The sequence below is a fragment of the Streptomyces sp. NPDC053513 genome, assembly GCF_044544765.1.
Classification (GTDB): Bacteria; Actinomycetota; Actinomycetes; order Streptomycetales; family Streptomycetaceae; genus Streptomyces; species Streptomyces litmocidini.
Genome location: NZ_JBITXP010000037.1, coordinates 33,830 through 57,645 on the forward strand (window position 1 = coordinate 33,830; position 23,816 = coordinate 57,645).

A 23,816-nucleotide genomic window follows, 5' to 3' on the forward strand; every position below is an offset into this window, starting at 1 on the left:
CGCCGTCCACGGACACGCGGACGGGTGTGATCTCCACCACCAAGATCGTCCGGGCCGCCCCGCACGGGATCCGCGCGGGACCCGCGCAGGACCGGAGCCGGGAGGACGCCCCTCGGCTACCGTGGATCCATGACGGTGATCGCGGGTCGTTACCGGCTGCTCGACGTCCTCGCCGAGGGGGCGACGGGCACCGTCTGGCGCGCCCTGGACGAGACCGACCACCACGAGGTGGCACTCAAGGAGTTCCGCGCCCCGGCCGGGCTGCCGGCCGACGAGCTCCCCCTGCTGTACGCGCGCCGGGAGCGCGAGGCGCGGGCCGCCGCGCGGATCTCCCACCCCTCCGTCGTACGGGTCCTCGGCGTGGCCACCGAGGACGGCCGGCCCTGGGTCGTGACGGAACTCGTCCGCGGCCTCACCCTCGCCGAGACCCTCGACGCGGACGGCCCGCTGCCCGCGCGCGAGGCCGCGCGCGTCGGCGCCGAGGTGCTCGCCGGCCTGCGGGCCGCCCGGGAGGCGGGCGTGCCGCACCGGGGGGTGGGGCCGGGGCAGGTGCTCCTCGCGAACGACGGGCGGGTCGTCGTCACCGGCTTCGGCGGCGCGCCGGACGACTCCACGGGCCCCGGGACGGATCTGCGCGCCGTCGGGGCGCTCCTGGAGGCGGCGGCGGACGACCGGTCCGGGCCGCTGGGCGCCGTGATCGACGGGCTGACGGGCGAGGAGCCCGCCGTGACGGCCGATCAGGCCGAGCGCGAGCTGCGCCGGGTGGCCTCGGGCGGCACGCCGAGGGCGGAGGCGGGGCCGGTCGGGACTTCCGCTCCGCCCCGGACCGGCCGCGGCGGGGAGGGCGACACCGGCACGCGCGCGGGTGCGTCGTCGGCGCCGGCCCGGCCGTCGGGCCCGCCACGGACGGCGCCCCGCCGGTGGCCCGTCCTGGTGGCCGGGATCGTCGGGGCGCTGCTGCTCGCGGGTGCGCTGGTGTATCAGGCGGTACGGGACGACGGGCCGGGTACCGGGCCGGGGCCCGGCGGTGTCACGAGCACCGCTCCGGCGGGTTCCGGCGCTCCGGGCGCCGACGGCGGTCCGGCTACGCCGCGTTCCTGAAGGTGGGCAGGTAGCCGCCGGACTGTCCGGAGGCGGTCGGGTGGTACGACTCGCCGATGTTGAGCCAGTTGAGGCTGTGCAGCCAGGCGGAGCCCGAGCAGATCTCGTGCCCGGTGAAGGCGGGGACGACGCCGGCGAAGGTGAAGCCGTGGTCGGCGGCGCGCTTGGCGGTGGCCGCGTTGAGGTAGTCGGAGGCGTTGTTGATGGCGCTGCGCTCGTTCTCGCTCAGGCCGGCGATGCAGGTTCCGTTCAGCTGGTAGAAGCGCGGGTAGCCGAGGACGACGACGTGGGCGGCGGGCGCCTTGGCGCTGATGGCGTTGTAGACGGAGTCGAGCTTGCCGGGGAGCGTGGTGTCCACGTAGGCCTTGGCCTGATTCACACGGTTGATACAGGTGGCCTCGGACTCGAGCACACAGGTCGTCATGACGTCGGCGAAACCGGCGTCATTTCCCCCGATCGTGATGGACACCAGGTCGGTGGCGGCCGAGAGGGGTCCGAGCTGATTCGCGGTCACATCACCCGTTCGGGCGCCGGAGCAGGCGGTGAAGGCGAACGAGGAGGGGGCGTTGGCGTTCTTCCACAGGACCGGGTAGGCCTTCGTGGAGCGCTTGCAGTCGCCGCTGGCGCTGTCGTAACTCCCGGCGCCGACACCGGAGGAGTACGAGTCCCCCAGGGCCACGTAGTCGAGTGCGGCGGTCTCGGTGGCCTGGGCCGCGCCCGACCCGGTGAGGGCGAGGACGGCACCGAGCAGGAGCGAGGACGAAAGGGCGGCGGAACGGGACAGTCTCATGGAACCTCCCTGTAGCAGGATCTCTGCGCTACCAGGTAGTAGCATCGGATCCGCCCCGCCGGAAGTGTTCATGTCAAAACTGGGGATGAACAGCTCTCGATCACCCGTCAGGAGCAGTCGAGATCAGGCCACTTCCGGGGGCGATGTGCCTGACGCCGTGACAGCCGCAAAACCCGGTGCGCGGCCCCGCCGGTTGCCCGATCATGGGCGCATGCCCGACACCCCCTCCGTACCGCCCGCCACGCTGCCCGTCGTCGTCAGCCTCGACGACGGCGACTCCCCGGGGGACGTCCTGGACGCCCTGTTCCTCGACCGCTTCGCGACCGGCGTGCAGCCGCACTCCCACAGCACCACCCTGGACCGGGCCAAGCCCGACGCGACGCTGCTCCCGGAGGGGGCCAGGGTGCTGCGGGCGGCGCGGGACGACGACCGCAGCGCGGTGCTCGCCGAGGGCGAGGGCTGGACGATCCTCTCCTCCCGCTGGAACCGGCGCGCGGACGTGACCGTCACGGCGACCGACCCGGAACTGGCGGAGCGGATCCTCGCCGAGGCCACGGAGGGGGCGAAGGACGAACCCGAACCGGAGCCCGAGGACGTGACGATGGGCTTCTGGTACGTGGCACCGCAGCGCGGCCCGCGGCGCATGACCCGCCGGATCAGCGCCGGGACCTGGGAGGAGGTCCGGCCCAACTACTCGGCGTCGGTGGCCGCCGCGATGGACGGCCTGATGAAGGTCACCCCGGAGGACGTCACCGGCCGGCTCCTGCTGCTGCACGGCCCGCCGGGCACGGGCAAGACCTCGGCGCTGCGGACCCTGGCCCGGGCGTGGCAGGACTGGTGCCAGGTGGACTGCGTCCTCGACCCCGAGCGACTCTTCAACGACATCGGCTATCTGATGGACATCGCCATCGGCGAGGACGACGGCACGTCGAAGGAGCGCTGGCGGCTGCTGCTCCTGGAGGACTGCGACGAGCTGATCCGGGGCGGGGCGAAGCACACGGCGGGGCAGGCCCTGTCACGGCTCCTCAACCTGACGGACGGACTGCTGGGTCAGGGGCGCAACGTCCTGGTGGGGGTCACCACCAACGAGGACCTGGAGCGGCTGCATCCGGCGGTGGTCCGGCCGGGCCGCTGCCTGGCCCGCATCGAGGTCGGGCCGCTGAGCCGGGCCGAGTCGGTGGAGTGGCTCGGCCGCGAGGAGGACGTGCCGCGCGAGGGCGCGACGCTGGCGGAGCTGTTCGCGCTCCGCCGCGGCACGCCCCCGGCGGGCCTCCCGGAGCCCCGCTCGGCGGGGGCGGGGCTGTACCTGTAGCGGACGCGGACGCGTCGGCCGCCCGCGGCGCACCGACGCGTCCCCCGCCCGCGGGGGGGGCGTCCCCGTCCGTGACGCGTACGGACGCGTCAGCCGTCGTACGCCGCCCGCAGGGCCTCGTTCAGCGCCGCCTCCGCGGCCTCGCGGCTGAGCCCCAGACGGCGGGCCTCCTCGACGTACTGGGCGGCGGCGGTGGCGGCCCGGCGGGTCGCCGCGTCACCGGCGGCGGCCACGAAGGTGCCGTGCCGCCCGCGCGTCTCGATGACTCCGTCCGCCTCCAGGGCCTTGTACGCCTTGGCGACCGTGTTCGCGGCGAGGCCCAGTTGCTCCGCGAGCCCCCGTACCGTCGGCAGCTTGTATCCGACCGGCAGTCGGCCCGACCGGGCCCGTTCCGAGATCTGGGCACGCAGTTGTTCGTAGGGAGCGGTGGTGGATCCGTGGTCCACAGCGATGGTGAGTGTCACCCGGCCGATTCTGCCCCCACCCCGCGGGAAAATGGGAGGCGGCGGTGCGTCCCGCGCCCGTAGCGTGCCACCCCATGACTGTGATCGTCCGTGATGTACGGGCCCCGGACGCCGAGGGCTACGCCCGGGTGCGCCGGGCAGCGCTCCCCTTCATGCTCGCGACCGCCGAGCAGTTCGCCTTCGACTGGGCCCACGCCCACCCCGACGCCCACGACCGCCCGCTGGTCGCCGAGACCGAGGACGGCGCGGTCATCGGGACCGCGCAGCTGAGGATCGCCCACGACGCGCCGGAGCCCGGGATCGGCTCCGTCAACGTCTACGTGGACCCCGCGCACCGGGGACTCGGCGCGGGGACGCTGCTGCTGCGCGCCGCCGAGGAGCACCTCGTGGAGCGGGGCGCGCGGGTCCTGTACAGCTGGGTCCTCGACGAGCCGGCGAACCGCGCGTGGGCCGAACGGCGGGGGTACGCGCCCAGCCGCAGCGCGCACTTCCTGCGGCTCGGCCTGACGACGGCCGAGCTGCCGCCGCAGGACCCGCCGGCCGGGGTCGAGCTGCGCACGGCGGAGGACTTCGCGGCCGATCCCCGGCCGCTGTTCGAGCTGGACGCGGTGACGACGGCGGACGAGCCGGGGGACGTGGGCGCGGAGCTGGACGACTACGCGCACTGGCGGGAGACCACCTGGGACCATCCGCTGCTCGACCGGGCGCTGACGACGGTCGCGGTGGTCGACGGGGTGCCGGCGGCGTTCAGCGCGGCGCAGACGGACGGCCTGGGCCGGTACTGGTCGGGGATGACGGGCACCGCGCCGGCGTTCCGGGGCCGCGGGCTCGCGAAGCTCGCCAAGAGCGCGTCGCTGCACCGGGCCAGGGCCGCGGGCTGCACGGAGGCGTTCACGAGCAACGACGCCGGCAACGAACCGATGCTGGCGATCAACGAGTGGTTCGGTTACGAGGTCTGCGCGACGGAGGTACGGCATGTCCGGACGATCGGTTGAGATCACCCTGACGAAGGCGGGCCGGACGAAGATCCGTTACCCGGCCGAGGTGCTGGCGGAGGAGGGCGCCCGGCTCTCGGTGCGGGCCCCGTGGGCGGCCGAGGGGGTACGGGACTTCGGTTTCGTGCGGTTCGAGCCCGGAGACGTGTTCGTGGAGCACTACTGGCGCGACCGCTGGTTCACCGTCAAGGAGGTGTGGTCGGCCGACGGCTCCCTGAAGGGCTGGTACTGCGACATCACCCGGCCCGCCCTGATCGACGGTGCCGGAGTGGTGGTCGAGGACCTGGACCTGGACCTGTGGGTGTCGGCGGACGGCAGCGAGGTGCTGCGGCTCGACGAGGACGAGTTCGCGGCGAGCGGTCTCGCCGCCTCCGACCCGGAGGCGGCGGCCCGTGCCGTGGTGGCCCTCGACGAGCTGGAGGTGCTCGGCCGGGAGGGCCTGCTCGACCTGCTGCGTCAGGCCTGAGGCCTGCCCCGGCCTCCTCAGCGCAGCTCGACGTCCGCCTGCTCGGTGGCGAGGAAGCCCGGCAGCGGCAGGCCCGACGCGCCGGCCGTGAGCTGCACGAGGGTGGCCTCCACCCGGGCGGCGCCCGGGTGGTAGGCGGGCTCCTTCACGACGGCGCTGTTGGTCCACGTGTGGAGGTGTCCGTCGCAGACGGCCCGGGTGCCGCCGATGCCGGTGGAACGGCTCCCCTGCTTGAGGGTGGAGCTGACGAAGACGGGTCCTTCGCTGTCGTCGAGGCAGCGGTACGTGCCGGAGACGGTGACCGTGCTGTCGGCGCCGACCGTGCCGTACTCGTCGATGGTGAGGTCGTCGGCCCCTCCCGCGTGGGCGAGGGGGGCGACGGCGGCGGTGAGCAGGGCCGCTGCGGTGAGGACGAGGCGGACGCGCATGGGCGGGGTCCTTTCGGGGTGGGGGGAGGTGCTGCCCGCCAGGGATACCGGATCAGGCCACCGATCGTCCGAATCTCACCCCATCGGGGGCGAGTTGGACCGATCGCCGCACATACGGTCGTACGGTCCTCCCGCGCGTGCCTCAGGCCGGCGCCCGGCGGCCGGTCGCCCTCCTCACCAGCGGCCAGGCGAGCAGCACGAGGACGACCGTGTAGACGGTGACCGAGAACGGGGTGTCCACCAGGCCCGTCAGGGAGCCGTCGCTGATCTGGAGGGCGCGGCGCAGCTGCTGCTCGGCCGCCGGGCCGAGGATGACGCCGATGACGGCCGGCAGCACCGGAAGGCCGTAGCGCCGCATCCCGAGGCCGATCAGGCCGATGACGAGCAGCACGACCAGGTCGAGCGCCTCCCCGCCCACCGCGTAGGCGCCGACGGCGGCGAAGAAGAGGATGCCGGCGTACAGGTACGGGCGCGGGATGCGCAGCAGCCTGGCCCAGACGGGGGCGAGCGGCAGGTTGAGCGCGAGCAGCAGCACCATGCCGACGAACAGCGAGGCGATGAGGCCCCACACGAGCTCGGGTTCCCGCTCGAAGAGCAGCGGTCCGGGCTGGATGCCGTACTGCTGGAACGCGGCCAGCATCACGGCGGCGACGGCGGTCGTGGGCAGCCCGAGGGTCAGCATGGAGACGAGCGTGCCGGCGGCCGAGGCCGAGGCGGCGGACTCGGGACCGGCGACGCCCTCGATGGCCCCCTTGCCGAACTGGTCCTTGTGCTTCGAGAGCCGCTTCTCCGTGACGTACGAGAGGAAGGTCGGGATCTCCGCGCCGCCGGCCGGGATCGCGCCGAACGGGAAGCCGATGAGGGGGCCGCGCAGCCAGGACTTCCAAGTGCGCCCGACGTCGTCCCGGCCGAGCCAGGGGCGGCCGACCGGGATGGCCTCCCCCGGCGCCCGGCGCAGGTGCGCGGCGACCCAGAGGGCCTCGCCGATCGCGAAGAGGCCGACCGCGACGATGACGACGTCGATGCCGTCGGCGAGCTGGAGCGAGCCGAAGGTGAGACGCTGCTGGCCGGTCATCTGGTCGAGGCCGACGAGCCCGATGGTGAGGCCGATGAGCAGCGAGGCGAGGCCGCGGATGCGGGAGGAGCCGAGGACGGAGGTCACCGCGATGAAGGCGAGGACCATGAGGGCGAGGTAGTCGGGGGCGCCGATGTCGACGGCGAGCGCGGCGACGGTCGGGGCGAGGACGACGAGGAGGGTCGTGCCGATCATGCCGCCGGCGAAGTGGCCGATGGCGGCGGCCGCGAGGGCCTGTGCGCCGCGCCCGGACTTGGCCATCGGATTGCCCTCGATGGCGGCGACGACGGCCGCGCTCTCACCGGGGGTGTTGAGGAGGATCGAGGTGGTGGAGCCGCCGAACATGGCGCCGTAGTAGATGCCGGCGAACATGATGAACGCGCCGGTCGGTTCGAGCCCGTAGGTCACCGGGAGCAGCAGGGCGACGGCCATGGCGGGGCCGATGCCGGGCAGGACGCCGATGGCGGTGCCGAGGAGCACGCCGATGGCGGCCCACAGCAGGTTCATCGGGGTGAGGGCGGTCCCGAAGCCGTCGAGGAGGGAATTCAGGGCGTCCATGGGTCAGATCACTCCCATCAGCGGGCCGCCGGGCAGCGGGACGCCGAGCAGCTTGTCGAAGACGGCGTAGGTGAGGAGGGAGAGGACGGCCGCGATCAGCGGGTCGCGGTGGAGGTGCCGGCTGCCGAGGGCATGGGCGGCGCCCCAGAAGAGGAGGGCGCCGGCGATCGGGAACCCGAGGGGGCCGATGAGAACGGCGAAGGCGAGGAAGACACCGGCGAGGAGCAGGACGGTGCGCCAGTCGGCGGCTTCCGTCAGGTCGACGTCCTCGCCGCCCTCGGCCTGGCCCCGGCCGCCGCGCAGCACGTCGACGGTGAGGAGGACGGCGACGACGAGGAGGCCGCAGCCGACGACGAGGGGGACGGTCGCGGGTCCGACGGGACCGCGGCCGGCGACGTCGGCGTCGAGGGTGAGGGCGTCGGTGAGGACGAGGACGCCGAGGAGGAACAGGAGGGCTCCGACGCCGAGTTCGGAGCGCCCCCGCAGCAGGGTCCTCGCCGGCGTCGTCGCAGGGGCCTTGTCGGTCGTGGTCACAGTCCCAACTCCTTGAGGACGGAGCCGACCCGCCGGTCCTGCTCGGTGAGGAAGTCACCGAACTCCGCGCCGGGCAGGAAGGCGTCGTTCCAGCCGTGGGTCTTCAGCGACTCGCGCCACTGCGGGGAGTCGTGCAGCCCGGTCACGAGGGCGACGAGCTTCTCGCGCTCGGCGTCGGAGAGGCCGGGCGGGGCGACGATGCCGCGCCAGTTGGTGAACTCGGTGTCGAGGCCGGCCTCGCGGAGCGTGGGGGCGTCGAGGCCGGGGACCCGCTCCGGTCCGGTGACGGCGAGCAGGCGCAGCTCCCCCGCCTCGATCTGGTCGAGGTACTCGCCGACGCCGGAGACGCCGAAGCCGACCTTGTCGCCGAGGATGGAGGCGAGGAGTTCGCCGCCGCCGTCGAAGGGCACGTAGTTGACGTCCTTCGGCGCGATCCCGGCGGCCTGCGCCATCAGCATCGGGGCGAGGTGGTCGGGGCCGCCGGGTGAGGAGCCGCCGCCGACGGGCAGCTTCCCGGGGTCCTTCTTCCAGGCGGCGAGGAGCTCCTGGATCGTCCTGTACGGGGAGTTCTTGCCGACCACGACGATGTCCTGCTCCTCGGTGAGCCGGGCGATCGGGGTGGTGTCGGCGAGTGTCCTGGGCGTCTTGTTGGTGTGGACGGCGCCGACGACGCCGAGGCCCATGGACATGGCGAGGCGGCCGTTGCCGCGCTCGCCGACGAGCCGGGTGAGGCCGACGGTGCCGCCCGCGCCGGGCAGGTTGAAGACCTCGACGTCGCCGGTGAGACCGGCTTCCTCGGCGTTCTTGGCCGCGGTGCGGGCGGTGATGTCGTATCCGCCGCCGGGGGTGTTGGGGACCATGAAGCGCAGGCCGGGTATCGCGGTGCCGGTGTCGGAGCCGGTGCCCGGGCTGAGCAGCGGCGGGCCCAGGAGCACCAGGAGGGCCGCCCCGAGGAGGGCGAAGGGGGTGCGCAACCGCACGTGTGCCGCCTCTCAAGCAGGAGGGATGGGGGTGTGAGGTGGCCCACATGTTGCCCTCGCGTGAGGAAGCTGTCTCTCTTCCGCAACCAACGGACGTTGTGGTCGTTGTGGTCGGGACCTAGCGTGGGTCGGCGTGACGAAGGTGCTGGTCGTGGACGACGACTTCATGGTCGCCAAGCTGCACTGCCGCTACGTGTCGGCGGTGCCCGGCTTCACCGTGGCGGGGGTCGCGCACAGTGGCGCCGAGGCGCTCCGCGCGGCCGAGCGCCTCCGCCCCGACCTCGTCCTCCTGGACGTCTTCCTGCCCGACATGGACGGTGTCCGGGTGCTGCGGGAGCTGCGCGCGGCCGGTCTGGGCATGGACGCGCTGTTCATCACGGCGGCGCGGGACGTGGGCACGATCCGCTCGGCGCTGCGCGCCGGGGCCCTGCACTATCTGATCAAACCGTTCACGGCGGCGGCGCTGCACGAGCAACTGCGGCACGTGGCCTCCCTCCGCCACCGCCTCGACGAGCTGGACGAGGCCCGCCAGGAGGACGTGGACCAGATCTTCGGCGCCCGCCCCCGCGGCTCCCGCGAACTCCCGAAGGGCCTCGCGGCGCACACGGCCGACCTGGTCGACTCCGTCCTGCGGGCCCACCCGGAGGGCCTGTCGGCCTCGGAGTGCGCCGAGGCGGGCTCCCTGTCCCGGGTGAGCGCCCGCCGCTACCTGGAGTACTTCGCCCAGACGGGCCGCGCGGAAGTCACCCTCCGCTACGGCGGCACGGGCCGCCCGGAACGCCGCTACCGGCGGCTCGGCTAGCCGTTCCTGAGCCGCCTCTTACGTCTGCCTTAACGCGGCCCTAAAGGCCCCGATCCGCTCTTCTTCCGGGGCTAGTTTGCTCGGCAACCCCACACCGCCCCCGTGAAGGAGTTGTCCCCCCATGACCTCTCGCCGTACGACGACGGCCGCCGCCCTCACCTCCGCGCTGTTCCTGGCCGGGTTCGCCGGTGCGCCGGAAGTCTTCGCGCACGGTTCGATGACCGACCCCGTGAGCCGGGTCGCGGCCTGTTACGCGGAGGGGCCCGAGGCGCCGAAGTCGGCGGCCTGCAAGGCGGCCGTGGCGGCGAGCGGGCCGCAGGCGTTCTACGACTGGAACGGGGTGAACATCGCCGACGCTGCCGACCATCACCGGGAGTCGATCCCGGACGGGAAGCTGTGCAGCGCGGGGAACGACAAGTACCGGGGGCTCGATCTGGCGCGGGCCGACTGGCCGGCGAGCGGCATGAAGTCCGGGGCGCACACCTTCCGGTACAAGGGGACCGCCCCGCACAGGGGCTCCTTCGCTCTGTACGTGACGAAGGACGGGTACGACCCGTCGAAGCCGCTGAAGTGGTCGGACCTGGAGGACGAGCCCTTCGTGACGGTGACCGACCCGGGGATGCGGGACGGCGACTACGTGTTCCGGGGGAACGTGCCGAAGAGGTCCGGTCGCCATCTCATCTACTCGATCTGGCAGCGCTCCGACTCCCCCGAGGCGTTCTACACCTGCTCGGACGTGGTGTTCGGGGCGGACGACGGCGGTACGGCCCCCGCGCCGAGCGCCTCCGCGCCCACCGACGAGCAGATCGAGGCCGGTGCGGACGAGTCCTCGGTGGAACACGGGGCGCACGGCGGGCACGGGACGACCGCGCCGGCTGCCGCCGCGACCGACGTCCCGGCGGCCACGGCTCCCGCGCCCGACGCGCCCGTGACCGGCGCGCCCGCCCCCGCCGCCGGTTCGGGCTCCGGCACACAACTGGCGGAGACGGGCGGCGGCGCCACCACCCCGTACCTCGCGGTCGGTGGCGCCGCCGTGCTCGCGCTCGGTGCGGCGGTGCTCTTCGGAACGGCCCGGCGGCGCCGGGTCCGCGGCTAGCCGACCACCGAGAGGCAGGTGGTCGGGGTCGCGTGGGCCGGGTCGAGGGCGTTGGCCACCTCGTGGAAGGCGACCCGGTCCACCGTGCCGATCGCCACGTGCTCGGAGAGGTCGAGCGCGCACTTGTCCTGGATGAGGACGTTGGTGACGTTCGGTCCGGTCAGGAACTGGGAGCGGTACGGCGTGACGACCTCGTCGTACTGGGTCGCGATGACGTGGTAGCGGACGCCGGGGACGGTGTCGCCGCCCTCGTTGAGCTTGGTGATGAAGGCCGAGCCGGCGATCTGGTCGGCGAGGCCGGGGGTGGTGGAGCTGATGACGTCCTCGGCCCCGGGGAAGTACGGCAGGAGCTTGGTGAGGCCGAGCAGGGTGGTGCCGTGGTTGTCGGGGGCGATGCCGACGAGCGTGTTCACCTTCTCGGCCCCGCCGAGGAACTTGAGGTACCAGCGGGGCATCATGCCGCCCTGCGAGTGTCCGACGAGGTCGGCCTCGGGCGCGCCGGTGGCGGCGAGGACACGGTCGACGTAGGTGTCGAGCTGTCCGGCGGACGCGGCGATGGGGCCGAGCCCGTTGAAGAGGGGGACGCCCGGCAGTTGGCCGTAGTCGAGGGAGAAGACGCAGTAGCCCCGGTCGACCAGGTAGGGCGCGAGGGTGAGCCAGTTGTCCCAGGAGTTCCCGAAGGTGCCGTGGACGAGGACGACGGGGCGGGGGTGCGCGGCGGACGGCTTGCAGGAGAAGTCGTTCCAGCCACGGCTGGGGGCGGTGGCGGCCTGGGCGGCGGCGGTGGGGGCGAGGGTGGCGGCGGCGGTCAGGAGGAGCACGGACAGCGCTCTGACGGCGCGCTTCCAGGACTTCGGGGGCAGCATCGGGCGATCTCCTTGCGGCTCAAGGGGAAGGTGGGGGTGCTGTGCCCTGCGGTCCGGACCACAAGTGGGGATGCTCTCCAGCCAAGCTACGCACGGGTAGCCTCGACGGGAAGTTACGCGTCGGTAAAAAGTCCTGTGCCGTCGTCAGGCGGTCGGCGGAGCCGCCGGGTGACGCGCAAGCGGGCCCGTTCGGCCATTCGGCCCCCACCCGCCTGCGGGAAGGCCCCGGGGCCCGGAGCGTGGGGGCATGAGTCTCGTCGATGAACTGAAAAGCGCCGTCACCCCCCGAGCCGCCCTGCTCGTCGTCGGCGTCTTCGCCCTGCAACTCCTGTTCATCACCTCGTACGTCGGTGCCCTGCACAGTCCGAAGCCCACGGACGTCCCCTTCGGCGTCGTCGCCCCCCAGCAGCTCTCCCCCGCCCTGACGGAACGGCTGGCGCAGCTGCCCGGCGATCCCCTCGACCCGCGCGCGGTCGCGAACGAGGCCGAGGCCAGGGACCAGGTCCTGAACCGGGACATCGACGGGGCCCTGATCGTCGACCCGCGGGGCCGCACCGACACCCTGCTCGTCGCCTCCGGCGGAGGCAAGGTGCTCTCCGCGACCCTGGAGGCGATGATCACGAAACTGGAGGCGGCCGACCAGCGCCGCGTGCGGACCGTCGACGTGGCCCCCGCCTCCTCCCAGGACTTCAACGGGCTCTCCGCCTTCTACCTGGTCATCGGCTGGTGCGTCGGCGGCTACATCTGCGCCGCGATCCTGGCGATCAGCGCGGGCTCCCGGCCCGCCAACCGGGAGCGCGCGATCATCCGCCTCGGGGTCCTGGCGCTCTACTCGGCCCTCGGCGGTCTCGGCGGCGCGATCATCGTCGGCCCGGTCCTCGGCGCCCTGCCCGGCAGCGTCGCGGCCCTGTGGGGCCTGGGCACCCTGGTGGTCTTCGCGGTGGGAGCCGCCACCCTCGCCCTGCAGGCGGTGTTCGGGATCGTCGGCATCGGCCTGGCGATCCTGCTCATCGTGATCGCGGGCAACCCGAGCGCGGGCGGCGCCTTCCCGCTGCCGATGCTGCCGCCGTTCTGGCGGGCGATCGGCCCGTACCTGCCGCCGGGCGCGGGCACCTGGGCGGCGCGCTCGATCGCGTACTTCAAGGGCAACGGCATGACCGCCTCGATGGTGGTCCTGTCGGTCTGGGCGATCGTCGGCGCGGCCGTCACGCTGGTGATGTCCTCGGTGAGGTGGAAGCCGGAGCCGGTTCCGGTCGCCGCGGAGGTGGGCGAGGTCCGCCGGTAGGCCGCGGAGCCGGAGGGCCCGGAACGGAGCGGTCCCTCCGGCCGACGTCGGCGGCCGGAGGGACCTTCGGGGGACGGGGTCAGAAGACGTTCACGCCGTACGCGCTCAGCGCCTCCGTCACGGGCTGGAAGAAGGTGGTACCGCCCGAGGAGCAATTGCCGCTGCCGCCCGAGGTGAGGCCGATCGCCCGGCTGCCCGAGTAGAGCGGGCCGCCGGAGTCGCCGGGCTCGGCGCAGACGTTGGTCTGGATCATGCCGTAGACGATGTCGCCGCCGCCGTAGTTCACGGTGGCGTTCAGGCCGGTCACCGTGCCGCTGTGGATGCCGGTGGTGGAGCCGCGGCGGGTGACGGACATGCCGACGGTGGCGTTGGCGGCGCTGGTGATGTCGACGCTGCCCACCGTGCCGGACTTGGTCACCGAGGTGTTGGTGTAGCGCACGATGCCGTAGTCGTTGGTCGGGAAGCTCGATCCGGCCGTGGAGCCGAGCACGGTGGTGTGCGAGGAGTTGGACCACCAGGTGCCCGCGCCGTCGGTGCAGTGGCCGGCGGTGAGGAAGTAGTAGTTCCCCGCGCTGTCCTTGACGTTGAAGCCGAGCGAGCAGCGCCAGCTGCTCGCGTAGATGGCGTCGCCGCCGGAGATCAGCTTGTTGAACGTGCCGGGGGTGCGCTCGATGCGCAGCGCGCCCGCGTTGGCGCCGGCCCGGTGCTTGATCTTGGCGATCTCGGCCTGGGAGACGGTGGAGTCGGCGGTGACGACGACCTTGCCGGTGGCGGTGTCGACGCGCCAGGCGGTGCCGGCCACGTCGGCGGCGAGGACGGCGTCGCTGGCGGCGGAGAGCTGGGTGGCGCTGAACGTCTGGGCCGGGTCGGCGCTGGCGGTGGGGACGCCGAGCGTCGCGGCGGCGGCGACGAGGCCGGCGGTGAGGGCGAGCAGCCGGAACTTCTTCGTGGGGGTGGTGTGCATGGTCGCGTTCCTCCTGGGTGGGGGTTCGATGAACGGGCCGTGCGGGTGGGGTCAGAAGAGACTGACGTTGTACTTGGCGAGCGCCTCCGGCACCGGCTGGAAGAAGGTGGTGCCGCCGGTGGAGCAGTTGCCGCTGCCGCCGGAGGTGAGGCCGAGCGCCTTGGTGCCGTCGTACATCGCGCCGCCCGAGTCGCCGGGCTCGGCGCAGACGTCGGTCTGGATCAGGCCCTTCACCGTGCCGCCGCTGGAGTAGTGGACGGTGGCGTTGAGGCCGGTGACGGTGCCGCTGCGGGTGCCGGTGGTGGAGCCGGAGCGCTTGACGGACTCCCCCACGTAGGCGTCGGCCGCGGTGAAGCCGCCGGTGTGGGAGAGCGAGGTGTTGTCGTAGCGGACCAGGGCGTAGTCGTTGCCCGGGAAGCTGGAGCCGACGGTGGCGCCGATCGGGGTCGACTGCGCGGAGTTGGTGTACCAGGTGTTGGCGACGTTGCCGCAGTGGCCGGCGGTCAGGAAGTAGTAGGTGGAGCCGCTGCGCACGTTGAAGCCGAGCGAGCAGCGGTATCCGCCGCCGTAGATGGCGTCTCCGGCGGCGAGCAGCGGCTTGAAGACGCCGGGGGTGCGCTGGATGCGGAGGGCTCCGGCGTCGGCGCCGGCCTGGCGCTGGATCTTGGCGAGTCCGGCGGCGGTGACGGTGGAGTCGGCGGTGACGACGACCCGGCCCGAGGCTCTGTCCACGTACCAGGCGGTGCCGCCGACCCCGGCGGCGTCGACGGCGGACTCGGCGCGGGCGAGCTGGGCGGCTCCGGCGGGGCCGGGCGCGGGGGCGGCCTGGGCGCTGGGGAGGCCGAGGGCGCCGGCGGCGGCGAGGCCGGCGGCGACGGCGAGCAGGCGGGTGCGGGTGTTCCTCACTGTGCTCCTCACTGTTCTCCTTCTGGGAAAAGCGGAGGGGCCCGTGGGTGGCAGGCCCGTGAGGCACCATCAGGTGACGTGTTCCTGACATGCGCCGCCAGTGATAGTGGCCCTCCCGGAGCGGACGCACAAGACCGCCGCACGGACGGGTGCCCCCGACCGTCCCGGCCGGGGGCACCACCACTGGGGGAAAGGCCCTGCTCAGGCCGGGCGCAGCCGCCGCTCCCCCGCCGGCACGGCGGTGTCGAGGGTGTTCCCGGGCGGCGGGAAGGGGCAGATGAAGTGGTCCGCGAAGGCGCACGGCGGCAGCAGCGTCCGGTTGAAGTCGACCGTCACCGAGCCGTCCGCCGCCGGGGCCTCGGGCCGCAGGAAACGGAAGCGGTAGCTGTCCCGGCCGCCGGTGGCGTCCGCGAAGACCGCCCACAGGGTGCCGTCGTCCTCGACGGCCACCTGGAGGACGTGCTCGCCGCCGTGCAGTTCGAAGGACAGCTCCCCGGAGAGACCGAGGCCGCGCTCCCGGCCGTCCGCGTTCTCCACCCGTACGCTGCGCGTCTCCCCGTACGGACGGAACACCCCGGGCACCACCCAGCGCTCGTCGTACGGGGTGGCCTCGATGCCCCGGAAGGCGCGGCGCGCCTCCGAGTCCGGGTCGAAGTCCCGTACGGCCCAGAGTCCTTCGCGGCGCAGCACCACGAGCCGCCGGCCCGCCGACTCGACCCGGGACTCGTGGATCGGACCGTGGTCGGCGGTGAGCCGGACCGTGCCGGCGAAGGGCTTGCCGTCGACGGTGAGCCCGTCCTCGGCGCCCGCCGTCAGGACCACCTCGTCGCCGTCCTCCCGCCACTCACCGGGAATGGCCGGAATGCGTCCCTCGGGGAAGTCCGCGAGCCAGTGGGTGCCGGTGAGGGAGAGCGGGCCGTACGAGGAGGCGACCGCGGCCTCGCGCCGCTCGTGCCAGTGCTGCCAGTCCTGCTGTGGATCCGTGCTCATGGTGTGCCGCCCTTCCCTGCCGGATCGGCGAGGCCGAGGTGCGAGCGCAGCGTGGTGCCCGTGTACTCCGTGCGGAAGACACCGCGCTCCTGGAGCAGCGGAACGACCTGGTCGACGAAGTCGTCGAGGCCGCCGGGGGTCAGGTGCGGGACGAGGATGAAGCCGTCGGCCGCGTCCGCGGCGACGAACTCCTCCAGGGCCGCCGCGACCGTCGCCGGGGAGCCCACGAAGGACTGCCGGCCCGTCGTCTCGACGACCGTCTGACGGATCGACAGCCCCTTCGCCTCGGACAGCGCCCGCCACTTCCTCGCCACCCCGACCGGGTCGGCGACCCGTACCCGGCCCTGCACGAGCGTCGAGTCCGGGTCGGGGTCGATGTCCGGAAGCGGACCGTCGGGGTCGTAGCCGGAGAGGTCACGGCCCCAGATCCGTTCGAGGGCGAGGATCGCGTTCTGCGGGGAGACCTGCTGCAGCCGGATCTCGGCGGCCCGCTCCTGCGCGTCGGCGTCGCTGTCACCGAGGACGTACGTCACCCCCGGCATGATCTTCAGGTCGCCGGGGCCCCTCCCGTAGCGGGTGAGCCGGCCCTTGACGTCGGCGTAGAACTCCCGGCCGGCCTCCAACGTCGAATGCCGCGTGAAGACCACGTCGGCGGCGGAGGCCGCGAACTCCCGCCCCTCGGCGGAGTCCCCGGCCTGGATGACGACCGGCTGCCCCTGCGGGGAGCGCGGCACGGGGAACTCGCCCTCGATCCGGAACTGCGGCCCGCTGTGCGCGAAGGACCTCGGCTCGCCGCCCGGGGGCCAGGAATCCCACAACTCCCGCACCACGCCGAGGAACTCGGCCGCACGCGCATACCGATCGGCGCGGTCCAGATAACCACCGCGCCGGAAGTTCTCGCCGGTGAAGGCGTCGGACGAGGTGACCACGTTCCAGGCGGCCCGGCCCGCGCTGAGGTGGTCGAGCGAGGCGAGCCGCCGGGCCAGCTCGTACGGCTCGTTGAAGGTGGCGTTCACCGTGGCGGCGAGACCGAGCCGGTCGGTGACGGCCGCGAGCGCGTTCAGGACGGTGATCGACTCGGGCCTGCCGACGACGTCCAGGTCGTGGATGCGCCCCGCGTGCTCGCGCAGCCGCAGCCCCTCGGCGAGGAAGAAGAAGTCGAAGAGCCCGCGCTCCGCGGTCCTCGCGAGGTGCTCGAAGGAGGAGAAGTCGATCTGCGAACCGGAGCGCGGATCGGCCCATACGGTCGTCGAGTTGACGCCGGGGAAGTGCGCGGCGAGATGGATCTGCTTCCTGCCCCGGCTCATGCGGACGCCCCCGCCGCCGCGTACTGGCTGACCGGCCGGGCGAGCCCCAGGTGGTCGCGGAGGGTGGTCCCCTCGTAGTCCGTACGGAACAGCCCCCGCTCCCTGAGCCGGGCCACGGTCTCCGAAGCGAACCGCTCCAGATCCCGCTCGGGCACGACCGGCACGAGATGGAAGCCGTCGACCGCCCCGCCCCCGTGCCAGCCGGCGATCAGCTCGGCGAGCGCCCCGGCCCCGCCCTCGTACGCGTCGAGGTCGACGGTCAGCGAGAGCAGGACGCGCAGCTGCCCGGGATCCCGGCCGTGGGCGCGGGCCCCCTGGTGCAGTTCGGCGCGGAGGGCGGCGGCCTCCTCGGCGGAGGTGGCCCTGATCAGGGCCACGTCGGCGTGGTGGGCCGCGGTGTCCCGGGCGGCCGGGCGGGTGGCGTCGACGACGGTCACCGGATGGCCCTGCGGGGGCCGGGGCACGATCGAGGGCCCTCTGACCGAGAAGGTCGCGCCCTGGAAATCGACGTGGTGCAGCTTGCGGCGGTCGACGAACCGTCCGGTCGCCACGTCCCGTATCTCGGCGTCGTCCTCCCAGCTGTCCCACAGCTTCCGGGACACCTCGGCGACCTCGCCCGCCTCCTGCCAGAGCTCGGCGACGGGCGGCGCCGGGCGACGGCCGACGAGCCGGGCCTCGGCCCCGGTCGGGGAGACGGCGATGCGCCAGCCCGCCCGGCCCCGGCTCACCCAGTCGAGGGTGGCGACGGCGGCCTGGACGTGGAAGGGCTCGGTGTGGGTGGTGGTGACGGTCGGCACGAGGCCGACGGAGCGGGTCTCGGGGGCGATCCGGGCGAGGACGGCGAGCGCGTCGAGGCCGGGCCCGCCGAAGGAGTCGTCGTGGGTGAGGAAGTCGAGCGCGGCGGCCTCGGCGATCCGGGCGAGCGCGGCGGTACGGGCGGCGGTCTCCGGCCCGGCCCGGCCGGAGCCCGCGGCGAGCTCGGCGGCGAGGTGGAGCGGTCGGGTGCTGGTCATGCGGTCTCTCTCGATACGTGGCGCGGAACGGGTCCGTGGAACGGCGACGGCGGGAGGGGGGTGGGGTCGGAGCGGGGGGGGTGGTGTCCGGACGTGAAAGCGTCTCGAACTCGCGCGAAGCGCGGTGGGACGCGGTCCGGACACCACCTCCCCCGCGAAGGCCACGGCCCCGGCGGAACACCGGGCCCCGCCCCCGGCCGGCGCGCGGCGGGTCAGTTCTTGGTGCGGGGCAGGCCGGGCGGGTTGATCTCCGACTTCCGCACGGCCTCGTTGCTCAGCCCCCACCGCTTGAGGACCTGCGCGTAGGTGCCGTTCTCGACGATGTGGTCGATCGCGGCCGCGTAGGCGGCGACCAGGCCGCTGTCCTTCTTCGTGGTGGCTGCGATCTTGCCCTGGAGTCCGGCGCCCGCCCCGGAGAACTTGCCGACGGCCTCGGTCTGTCCGGCGGAGGCCACGTGGTAGGCGACGGTGGGGTTGGGCCCGAGGTAGCCGTCGATCCGACCGGACTGAAGGGCGAGGTAGTAGTCGGTCGTGTTGTCGTAGTACTTGATGTCGACGCCCTTGCGCCCGGCCTTCTCGTTCTGCCGGGACCAGTCGACGAGGATCTTCTCCTGGTTGGTGCCGCTGCCGACGGCGATCCGCTTGCCCGAGACGTCCTCGGGGCCCTTCACCGTCCAGCCGGACCCCTTCTTCGCCTCGAAGGCGAGGTCGTCGAGGCGGTAGGTGGCGAAGTCGTACTTGTCCTTGCGCTCCTCGGTGACGGTGACGTTGGAGAAGACGCCGTCGTACTTGCCGCTGTCCAGGCCGACGAAGAGGTTCTCCCAGGAGACCGCGTTGAACTCGGGCTTCAGGCCGAGGGTGTCGGCGACCAGGGTGGCGAGGTCGACCTCGACGCCGATCAGCGTCGTGTCGTCGGTGGCGCGGAAGGCGAGCGGCGGATTGCTCTTGGCGGAGACGCCGAGGACCAGGGTGCCTCTCTCGCGGACGGCCGCGGGCAGCTTGGCGGCGATCGCGTCGACCTTGGCGGTGTGGACGCGGTTCTGGTTCGGGGACACGTTGATGCCGGTGTCCTTCTGTCCCTCCGGCTTGATCTCGCCGACGGCGGCGTCGCCCGAGCCGCAGGCGGTGAGGAGCCCGAGGGCGGTGAGCGAGGCGAGGGCGGTGAGGACGGCGCGACGGGTCTTCATGACGGCAACTCCTGTTACGTGAGAGAGAGAAAAGAGGACCGGGGAAAGAGGTTCAAAGGACCTTGGAGAGGAAGGCACGGGTCCGCTCGTGGCGCGGATTGTCGAGCACCTCGGCCGGCGAGCCCTGCTCGACGATCCGGCCCTCGTCCATGAAGACCACGGTGTCGGCGACCTCGCGGGCGAAGCCGATCTCGTGGGTGACGACGATCATGGTGGTGCCGGAGGCGGCCAGGTCCTTGATGACGTCGAGGACCTCGCCGACGAGTTCGGGGTCGAGCGCGGAGGTCGGCTCGTCGAAGAGCAGCAGGCTCGGCTCCAGGGCGAGCGCGCGGGCGATGGCGACGCGCTGCTGCTGACCGCCGGAGAGCTGCTTGGGGTACGCCTCCGCCTTGTCGGCGAGACCCACCCGTTCGAGCAGCTTCCGGGCGGCGGCCTCGGCGTCCTTGCGGGGGCGCTTCAGGGCCGAGACGGGCGCCTCGACGATGTTCTCCAGGACGGTGAGGTGCGGGAAGAGGTGGAAGTTCTGGAAGACGAAGCCGATCCGGGTGCGCTGCTTGAGGATCTCGCGCTCGCGCAGCTCGTAGAGCTTGTTCCCGGAGCGGCGGTAGCCGACGAGGACGCCGTCCACGCCGACCGTGCCGCTGTCGACCTTCTCCAGGTGGTTGATGGTGCGCAGCAGGGTGGACTTGCCGGAGCCCGAGGGGCCGAGGACGACGGTGACCTCGCCGGCCCGGACGTCGAGGTCGATGCCGCGCAGGACGTGGAGGGAGCCGAAGCGCTTGTGGACGGAACGGATCTCGACCTTGGCGGTCTCGGTGGCGGTGGCGGTGACGGAGCTCATCGGGCGCTCCCCTTCGCGTAGTGGCGTTCGACGTAGTGCTGGACGACGGAGAGCGCGGTGGTGAGCAGGACGTACCAGGCGGTGGCGACCATCAGGAGCGGGACGACGCGGCCGTTGCGGCCGTAGACGACCTGGACCTGGTAGAAGAGTTCGCCGATCGCCATGACGGAGACGATCGAGGTGCCCTTGAAGAGCGAGATGATCTCGTTGGCGGCGTTGGGGAGGATCGAGCGCATCGCCTGCGGCAGCACGATCCGCCGCACCTGCCGGAGCCTGGGGATGCCGAGGGCGGCGGCCGCCTCCGACTGGCCCTCGTCCACGGCGAGCACGCCGCCGCGGACGATCTCCGCCGCGTAGGCCGCCTGGTGCAGGGCGAGGCCGAGGACGGCGGCGCCCATCTCGCCGACGAGGCCCGTCGTGTCGAAGGAGACGAAGCCCGGCCCGAAGGGGATGCCGATGCTCAGCTCCTTGTAGAGGTAGGCGAGGTTGAACCAGAAGAGGAGCTGGACGATGAGCGGGATGGAGCGGAAGGCCCAGATGTAGCCGAAGGCGACCGACCGCAGGAACGGGCTGGCGGACAGGCGCATGAAGGCGAGCAGGATGCCGATCGCGAAGCCGAGCGCGGTGCCGTAGAAGGTGAGTTGGAGGGTGACCCAGACGGCGCGGAGGATCGTCTCGGTGGTGAAGAAGGCGGCGAAGACGTCCCATTCCCAGCCGGGGTTGGTGACGAGCCCGTGGACGAACTGGACGAGCAGCACGGCGGTGGCGACGACGGCCGCCCAGCGCCAGGGGTGACGGACCGGGACGACCACGAGCTCGGCGGGCGCGGACGACGCGGCGACCGGGCCCTTCGTGACGGGCGGATCGCTGGTGAGAGACATGGCGGTTCCTCGGGAACGGGGCAGGGACGACGGAGGAGCGCGGCTCAGGCGCTCGACAGGCGGAGAAGACAGGCGGGAGAAGTCGGGCGGAGAAGGGGGCGCGGATCAGGCGCTCGGCAGACGGCGAGGGAGGCGCGGATCAGGCGCTCAGCGGGACGGGAAGCCGACACTCCCGGTCACGCAGAAAGGTCAGGACGGCCCGCGCGGTGACGTCGTTCTGCCCGAAGGCGACCCCGCCGGTACGGGGCCGGGTGAAGGCGCTGCCGGTGCGGGCGGTGGTGTGCGGCCCGAGGGCGAAGCGGCGCGGGTGCGGGCGTCCGTCGTGCTCCAGGATCCGGCCGTCGACGGGGTCGACGACGAGGAGGCCGCCGGGGGTGGCGCGGGTCCCCTCCTCGTACAGGGCGCGGAGCAGGGGGCTGCCGGTGAGCTCCAGGGTGGGGTCGGGGATGCGGGCCTCGACGAGGGCGCGGGCCTCGGTCCACTCGCCCGGTACGGCGGGGGATCCGGCCCGGAAGAGGCCGCGTTCCTCGTCGGTCTCGACGGTGACCCGCGGACCGAGGAAGCGGACGACGCCGGCGCGGGAGAGGGCGAGGAGCTGCCGCAGGCGGGGGCCGGGCGGCCCGGAGGCGAGGTAGCTGAAGAAGCCGTGCCACCAGGCGCCGGGGTCCAGGCGCTTGCCGAGGCGCAGGAGCTGGCCGTAGACGGAGAGCAGGCCGGCGAAGACGGCGGCGTCGGGGCTGTGGGCGGGGTCGTGGCGGCGGGTCAGGTCCTCGGTGACGTAGTCGCGCAGGCCCTGCTGGAGGGCTTCGGCGGAGTCGTAGCGGAGGCCGTCCAGGGGGTGGTCGAGGGCGTCGAGGTCGAGCCGGTCGGCGGGGTCGGGGACGGCGGCGGCGACGAGCGCGGCGATGTCGGCCCCGCGGGGCGGCGCCTCGTCATAGGCCCGCTCGAAGTCGCTCCAGGCGAGCGCGGTCCGCTCGGGGTGGGTGGAGAAGAGCCGGTGGTAGTGGGCCCAGCCGAGCTCCTTGTCGATGAGCGGCCACACGTCGCGCCGGAAGTCGATCGGCCCGGTGCGCCGGAGCAGGGCGTCGGTCTGCTCGGTGCCGAAGTAGCGGGGCAGCGGGGGGCGTTCGCCGTCGAGGACGTAGCCGATCTTCGAGTGGTACGGGACGCCCCGGCGGGATCCGACGTGCAGCACCGGCTCCTTGCCGGAGGGCACGTACACGAGTTCGTCGCCGTCGTCCTCGTACCGTCCGCCGCGGCCCTCGGTGAGCAGCACCATCAGGTCGACGAAGGCGAGGCCGAAACCGCGGACGAGGACGGGTTCTCCGGCGGGGAGGGCGGCGAGGTCGGCGTCGGCGGTGAAGTCGGGCGGGAGGTGGAGGAGCCGGTGGCGGGCGGCGAAGTCGGCGAGCCGCCGCTGCTCCTCGTCGGGTTCGGCGTCGAGGTGGCCGACGGTGAGGACGACGAGGTCGGCGAGGAGGGGGACCGCGGTGCCCTCCAGCCAGACCCGCTGGCGTCCGTCGCGGGGACCGCCGATCCGCAGGGCGGTGGTGCGGTGCTCGTGGACGGTGACGGAGGCGGGCAGGGCGTCGCGGGCCCGCTCGTACACCCAGCGCAGATAGGCGCCCTGCTGGGGGCGGGTGGGGAAGGTGCGGCCGTCGAGGCCGGCCCATTCGGCGAGGGTGGGTCCGGGGCGGACGGGCCCGTCGAGCGCGACGGTCTCGTCGGTGAACATCGTGACGTCCTCGGCCTGGGAGTTCATCCAGAGCAGCGGGGACTGCGCGGTGCGCCAGATGCGGCCGGGGCCCGGCGGGTGCGGGTCGACGAGGTGGACGTCGAGGGGCTCGTCGCCGTACAACTCGGGCAGGTTGGCGGCGAGCCGTTCGAGGAAGCCGGTCCCCCGCGGCCCGGCGCCCACGATCACGAGGGAGCGGCGCGGGCTCATCGCGCACCGGCCGTTCCGCGGGCGTAGTGCCGCTCGACGTAGTACTGGCCGACGCCGAGGACCGAGGTGACGGCGACGTACCAGAGCGTGGCGACGAGCAGCAGCGGGATGATCTCGTACGTGCGGTGGTAGACGAGCTGGGTCGAGTAGAGCAGGTCCTGGACGGCGATGACGGAGACGATCGAGGTGCCCTTGAGGGTGCCGATCAGCATGTTCCCGGCGGGCGGGACGATGGCGCGCATGGCCTGCGGCAGCACGATCCGGGTGAGCCGGCGCCACCGGCCGAGGCCGAGGGAGTGGGCGGCCTCGATCTGGCCCCGGTCGACGGAGAGGATGCCGCCGCGGACGACCTCGGCGGCATAGGCGGCCTCGTGCAGGGTGAGGCCGATGACGGCGACGGCGACGGGGCCGAGGAGGTTGACCGTGTTGACGCCGAGGATCTGCGGGTAGAGCACGCCGATGTTGAACCAGAAGAGCAGCTGGACCAGGATCGGGGTGGACCTGAAGAACCAGATGTAGCCCCAACTGACAGCTCGGAGCACGGGGTTGGCGGAGAGCCTGAGGACGGCGAGCAGGGTGCCGAGGACGAAGCCGAGGGCCATGACGAGGGCGGTCAGCCACAGGGTGAGACCGAGGCCGCGCAGGACGGACGCGGAGGTGAAGTACTCGGCGACGACGTCCCATTGGAAGGCCTTGTTGCGGACGACCGAGACGAGGGCGAGCGCGAGCAGGACGAGGACGGCGGCGGCCGCGGTCCACTGGCCGGTGCGGCGGGCGGGGACGACGCGCGGGGGCGGTTCGGCCGGCGGGGCCGTGGAAGGGGTTTTGACGAGGGTCGCGGACATGCGAGGGCTCCGTGGATGCCAGAGGATCGAACACGGGGTGCGCCTTCACACGCGCTGAGCCGCGGATCCGGGCCCCTCAGCCCGATCCGCCCTTCGAGGCTATGCGGTCGACACGGCCCGTTGTCAAGGGCGTCCGCACTGTGAGCCGCACGTCTCATCGTGGTTGACGCGGGACCGGATGCCTG

The 23,816-nt window shown here is 73.0% G+C and carries 24 protein-coding genes; 7 read left to right on the top strand and 17 right to left on the bottom strand.

Annotated elements, in window-relative coordinates; genetic code table 11:
• Positions 1–129 precede the first annotated feature (129 nt).
• Positions 130–1,101, top strand: a complete 972-nt coding sequence (locus ACIGW4_RS35670; protein WP_398710668.1) for a protein kinase — start codon at positions 130–132, stop codon at positions 1,099–1,101.
• On the opposite strand, the gene ACIGW4_RS35675 is transcribed toward ACIGW4_RS35670, so the two are convergent.
• Positions 1,085–1,891 carry an SGNH/GDSL hydrolase family protein gene (locus ACIGW4_RS35675; protein WP_359589405.1) on the bottom strand — a complete coding sequence of 269 codons (807 nt, stop codon included), beginning with the start codon at positions 1,889–1,891 and terminating at the stop codon, positions 1,085–1,087. The genes ACIGW4_RS35670 and ACIGW4_RS35675 overlap by 17 nt on opposite strands.
• 211 nt (positions 1,892–2,102) lie before the next feature.
• Between ACIGW4_RS35675 and ACIGW4_RS35680 the strand changes: the two genes are divergently transcribed.
• A complete protein-coding gene (locus tag ACIGW4_RS35680) occupies positions 2,103–3,203 on the top strand; it encodes a DUF5925 domain-containing protein (protein WP_398710667.1) in 1,101 nt (366 codons plus the stop codon).
• 89 nt (positions 3,204–3,292) lie between these two features.
• Here ACIGW4_RS35680 and ACIGW4_RS35685 read toward each other — a convergent pair whose 3' ends face one another.
• Positions 3,293–3,667, bottom strand: coding sequence for a GntR family transcriptional regulator (locus tag ACIGW4_RS35685; RefSeq protein WP_123450784.1), 375 nt, complete (start codon positions 3,665–3,667; stop codon positions 3,293–3,295).
• A 74-nt stretch (positions 3,668–3,741) separates the two neighbouring features.
• Here ACIGW4_RS35685 and ACIGW4_RS35690 point away from each other — a divergent pair, with 74 nt between their 5' ends.
• Positions 3,742–4,662 (top strand): GNAT family N-acetyltransferase, encoded by a 921-nt coding sequence (locus ACIGW4_RS35690; protein WP_123450786.1) that lies wholly within the window; start codon positions 3,742–3,744, stop codon positions 4,660–4,662.
• Complete coding sequence (locus ACIGW4_RS35695) at positions 4,643–5,128, top strand: DUF402 domain-containing protein (protein ID WP_123450788.1); 486 nt, start codon at positions 4,643–4,645, stop codon at positions 5,126–5,128. The genes ACIGW4_RS35690 and ACIGW4_RS35695 overlap by 20 nt, the downstream gene beginning before the upstream one ends.
• 17 nt (positions 5,129–5,145) lie before the next feature.
• Here ACIGW4_RS35695 and ACIGW4_RS35700 read toward each other — a convergent pair whose 3' ends face one another.
• The 4 genes from ACIGW4_RS35700 to ACIGW4_RS35715 form a co-directional block, all read right to left on the bottom strand.
• Positions 5,146–5,556, bottom strand: coding sequence for a DUF6299 family protein (locus ACIGW4_RS35700; protein WP_123450790.1), 411 nt, complete (start codon positions 5,554–5,556; stop codon positions 5,146–5,148).
• A gap of 142 nt (positions 5,557–5,698) precedes the next feature.
• Positions 5,699–7,189 carry a tripartite tricarboxylate transporter permease gene (locus tag ACIGW4_RS35705; protein WP_123450792.1) on the bottom strand — a complete coding sequence of 497 codons (1,491 nt, stop codon included), beginning with the start codon at positions 7,187–7,189 and terminating at the stop codon, positions 5,699–5,701.
• A gap of 3 nt (positions 7,190–7,192) precedes the next feature.
• On the bottom strand, positions 7,193–7,723 hold the full coding sequence (locus tag ACIGW4_RS35710) for a tripartite tricarboxylate transporter TctB family protein (protein WP_359589402.1): 531 nt from the start codon (positions 7,721–7,723) through the stop codon (positions 7,193–7,195).
• The gene (locus ACIGW4_RS35715) at positions 7,720–8,703 is read right to left on the bottom strand and encodes a tripartite tricarboxylate transporter substrate binding protein (protein ID WP_123450796.1); all 984 of its coding nucleotides are present in this window, start codon (positions 8,701–8,703) and stop codon (positions 7,720–7,722) included. Before ACIGW4_RS35715 ends, ACIGW4_RS35710 begins: the two co-directional genes overlap by 4 nt.
• 133 nt (positions 8,704–8,836) lie before the next feature.
• On the opposite strand from ACIGW4_RS35715, the gene ACIGW4_RS35720 reads away from it, so the two are divergent.
• Positions 8,837–9,505 (top strand): response regulator, encoded by a 669-nt coding sequence (locus ACIGW4_RS35720; protein ID WP_123450798.1) that lies wholly within the window; start codon positions 8,837–8,839, stop codon positions 9,503–9,505.
• 121 nt (positions 9,506–9,626) lie between these two features.
• Positions 9,627–10,601 carry a lytic polysaccharide monooxygenase gene (locus ACIGW4_RS35725; protein WP_399585716.1) on the top strand — a complete coding sequence of 325 codons (975 nt, stop codon included), beginning with the start codon at positions 9,627–9,629 and terminating at the stop codon, positions 10,599–10,601.
• On the opposite strand, the gene ACIGW4_RS35730 is transcribed toward ACIGW4_RS35725, so the two are convergent.
• Positions 10,598–11,467, bottom strand: coding sequence for an esterase/lipase family protein (locus ACIGW4_RS35730; protein ID WP_398710665.1), 870 nt, complete (start codon positions 11,465–11,467; stop codon positions 10,598–10,600). The two genes, ACIGW4_RS35725 and ACIGW4_RS35730, sit on opposite strands and share 4 nt — an antisense overlap.
• A gap of 247 nt (positions 11,468–11,714) precedes the next feature.
• Here ACIGW4_RS35730 and ACIGW4_RS35735 point away from each other — a divergent pair, with 247 nt between their 5' ends.
• Entirely contained in the window at positions 11,715–12,752 is a 1,038-nt protein-coding gene (locus tag ACIGW4_RS35735; RefSeq protein ID WP_123450803.1) for an ABC transporter permease, read from the top strand.
• A 79-nt stretch (positions 12,753–12,831) separates the two neighbouring features.
• Here ACIGW4_RS35735 and ACIGW4_RS35740 read toward each other — a convergent pair whose 3' ends face one another.
• The 10 genes from ACIGW4_RS35740 to ACIGW4_RS35785 form a co-directional block, all read right to left on the bottom strand.
• Positions 12,832–13,716, bottom strand: coding sequence for a S1 family peptidase (locus ACIGW4_RS35740; protein WP_123450805.1), 885 nt, complete (start codon positions 13,714–13,716; stop codon positions 12,832–12,834).
• A gap of 51 nt (positions 13,717–13,767) precedes the next feature.
• On the bottom strand, positions 13,768–14,634 hold the full coding sequence (locus ACIGW4_RS35745) for a S1 family peptidase (RefSeq protein ID WP_398710664.1): 867 nt from the start codon (positions 14,632–14,634) through the stop codon (positions 13,768–13,770).
• Between the two features lie 189 nt (positions 14,635–14,823).
• On the bottom strand, positions 14,824–15,612 hold the full coding sequence (locus ACIGW4_RS35750) for a DUF1684 domain-containing protein (RefSeq protein WP_398710663.1): 789 nt from the start codon (positions 15,610–15,612) through the stop codon (positions 14,824–14,826).
• Positions 15,609–16,919, bottom strand: coding sequence for an NtaA/DmoA family FMN-dependent monooxygenase (locus ACIGW4_RS35755; protein WP_399585721.1), 1,311 nt, complete (start codon positions 16,917–16,919; stop codon positions 15,609–15,611). The genes ACIGW4_RS35750 and ACIGW4_RS35755 overlap by 4 nt, the downstream gene beginning before the upstream one ends.
• Positions 16,916–17,932 carry an LLM class flavin-dependent oxidoreductase gene (locus ACIGW4_RS35760; RefSeq protein WP_399585723.1) on the bottom strand — a complete coding sequence of 339 codons (1,017 nt, stop codon included), beginning with the start codon at positions 17,930–17,932 and terminating at the stop codon, positions 16,916–16,918. Before ACIGW4_RS35760 ends, ACIGW4_RS35755 begins: the two co-directional genes overlap by 4 nt.
• 212 nt (positions 17,933–18,144) lie before the next feature.
• Positions 18,145–19,119: an ABC transporter substrate-binding protein gene (locus ACIGW4_RS35765; protein WP_123450815.1), complete on the bottom strand. Its 975-nt coding sequence runs from the start codon at positions 19,117–19,119 to the stop codon at positions 18,145–18,147.
• Between the two features lie 52 nt (positions 19,120–19,171).
• A complete protein-coding gene (locus tag ACIGW4_RS35770) occupies positions 19,172–19,960 on the bottom strand; it encodes an amino acid ABC transporter ATP-binding protein (RefSeq protein WP_398710661.1) in 789 nt (262 codons plus the stop codon).
• Positions 19,957–20,841, bottom strand: coding sequence for an amino acid ABC transporter permease (locus ACIGW4_RS35775; protein WP_123450819.1), 885 nt, complete (start codon positions 20,839–20,841; stop codon positions 19,957–19,959). The genes ACIGW4_RS35770 and ACIGW4_RS35775 overlap by 4 nt, the downstream gene beginning before the upstream one ends.
• A 139-nt stretch (positions 20,842–20,980) precedes the next feature.
• Positions 20,981–22,786 (bottom strand): FAD/NAD(P)-binding domain-containing protein, encoded by a 1,806-nt coding sequence (locus ACIGW4_RS35780; protein ID WP_123450821.1) that lies wholly within the window; start codon positions 22,784–22,786, stop codon positions 20,981–20,983.
• Positions 22,783–23,631, bottom strand: a complete 849-nt coding sequence (locus tag ACIGW4_RS35785; RefSeq protein WP_123450823.1) for an amino acid ABC transporter permease — start codon at positions 23,629–23,631, stop codon at positions 22,783–22,785. Before ACIGW4_RS35785 ends, ACIGW4_RS35780 begins: the two co-directional genes overlap by 4 nt.
• Between the last annotated feature and the right edge of the window lie 185 nt (positions 23,632–23,816).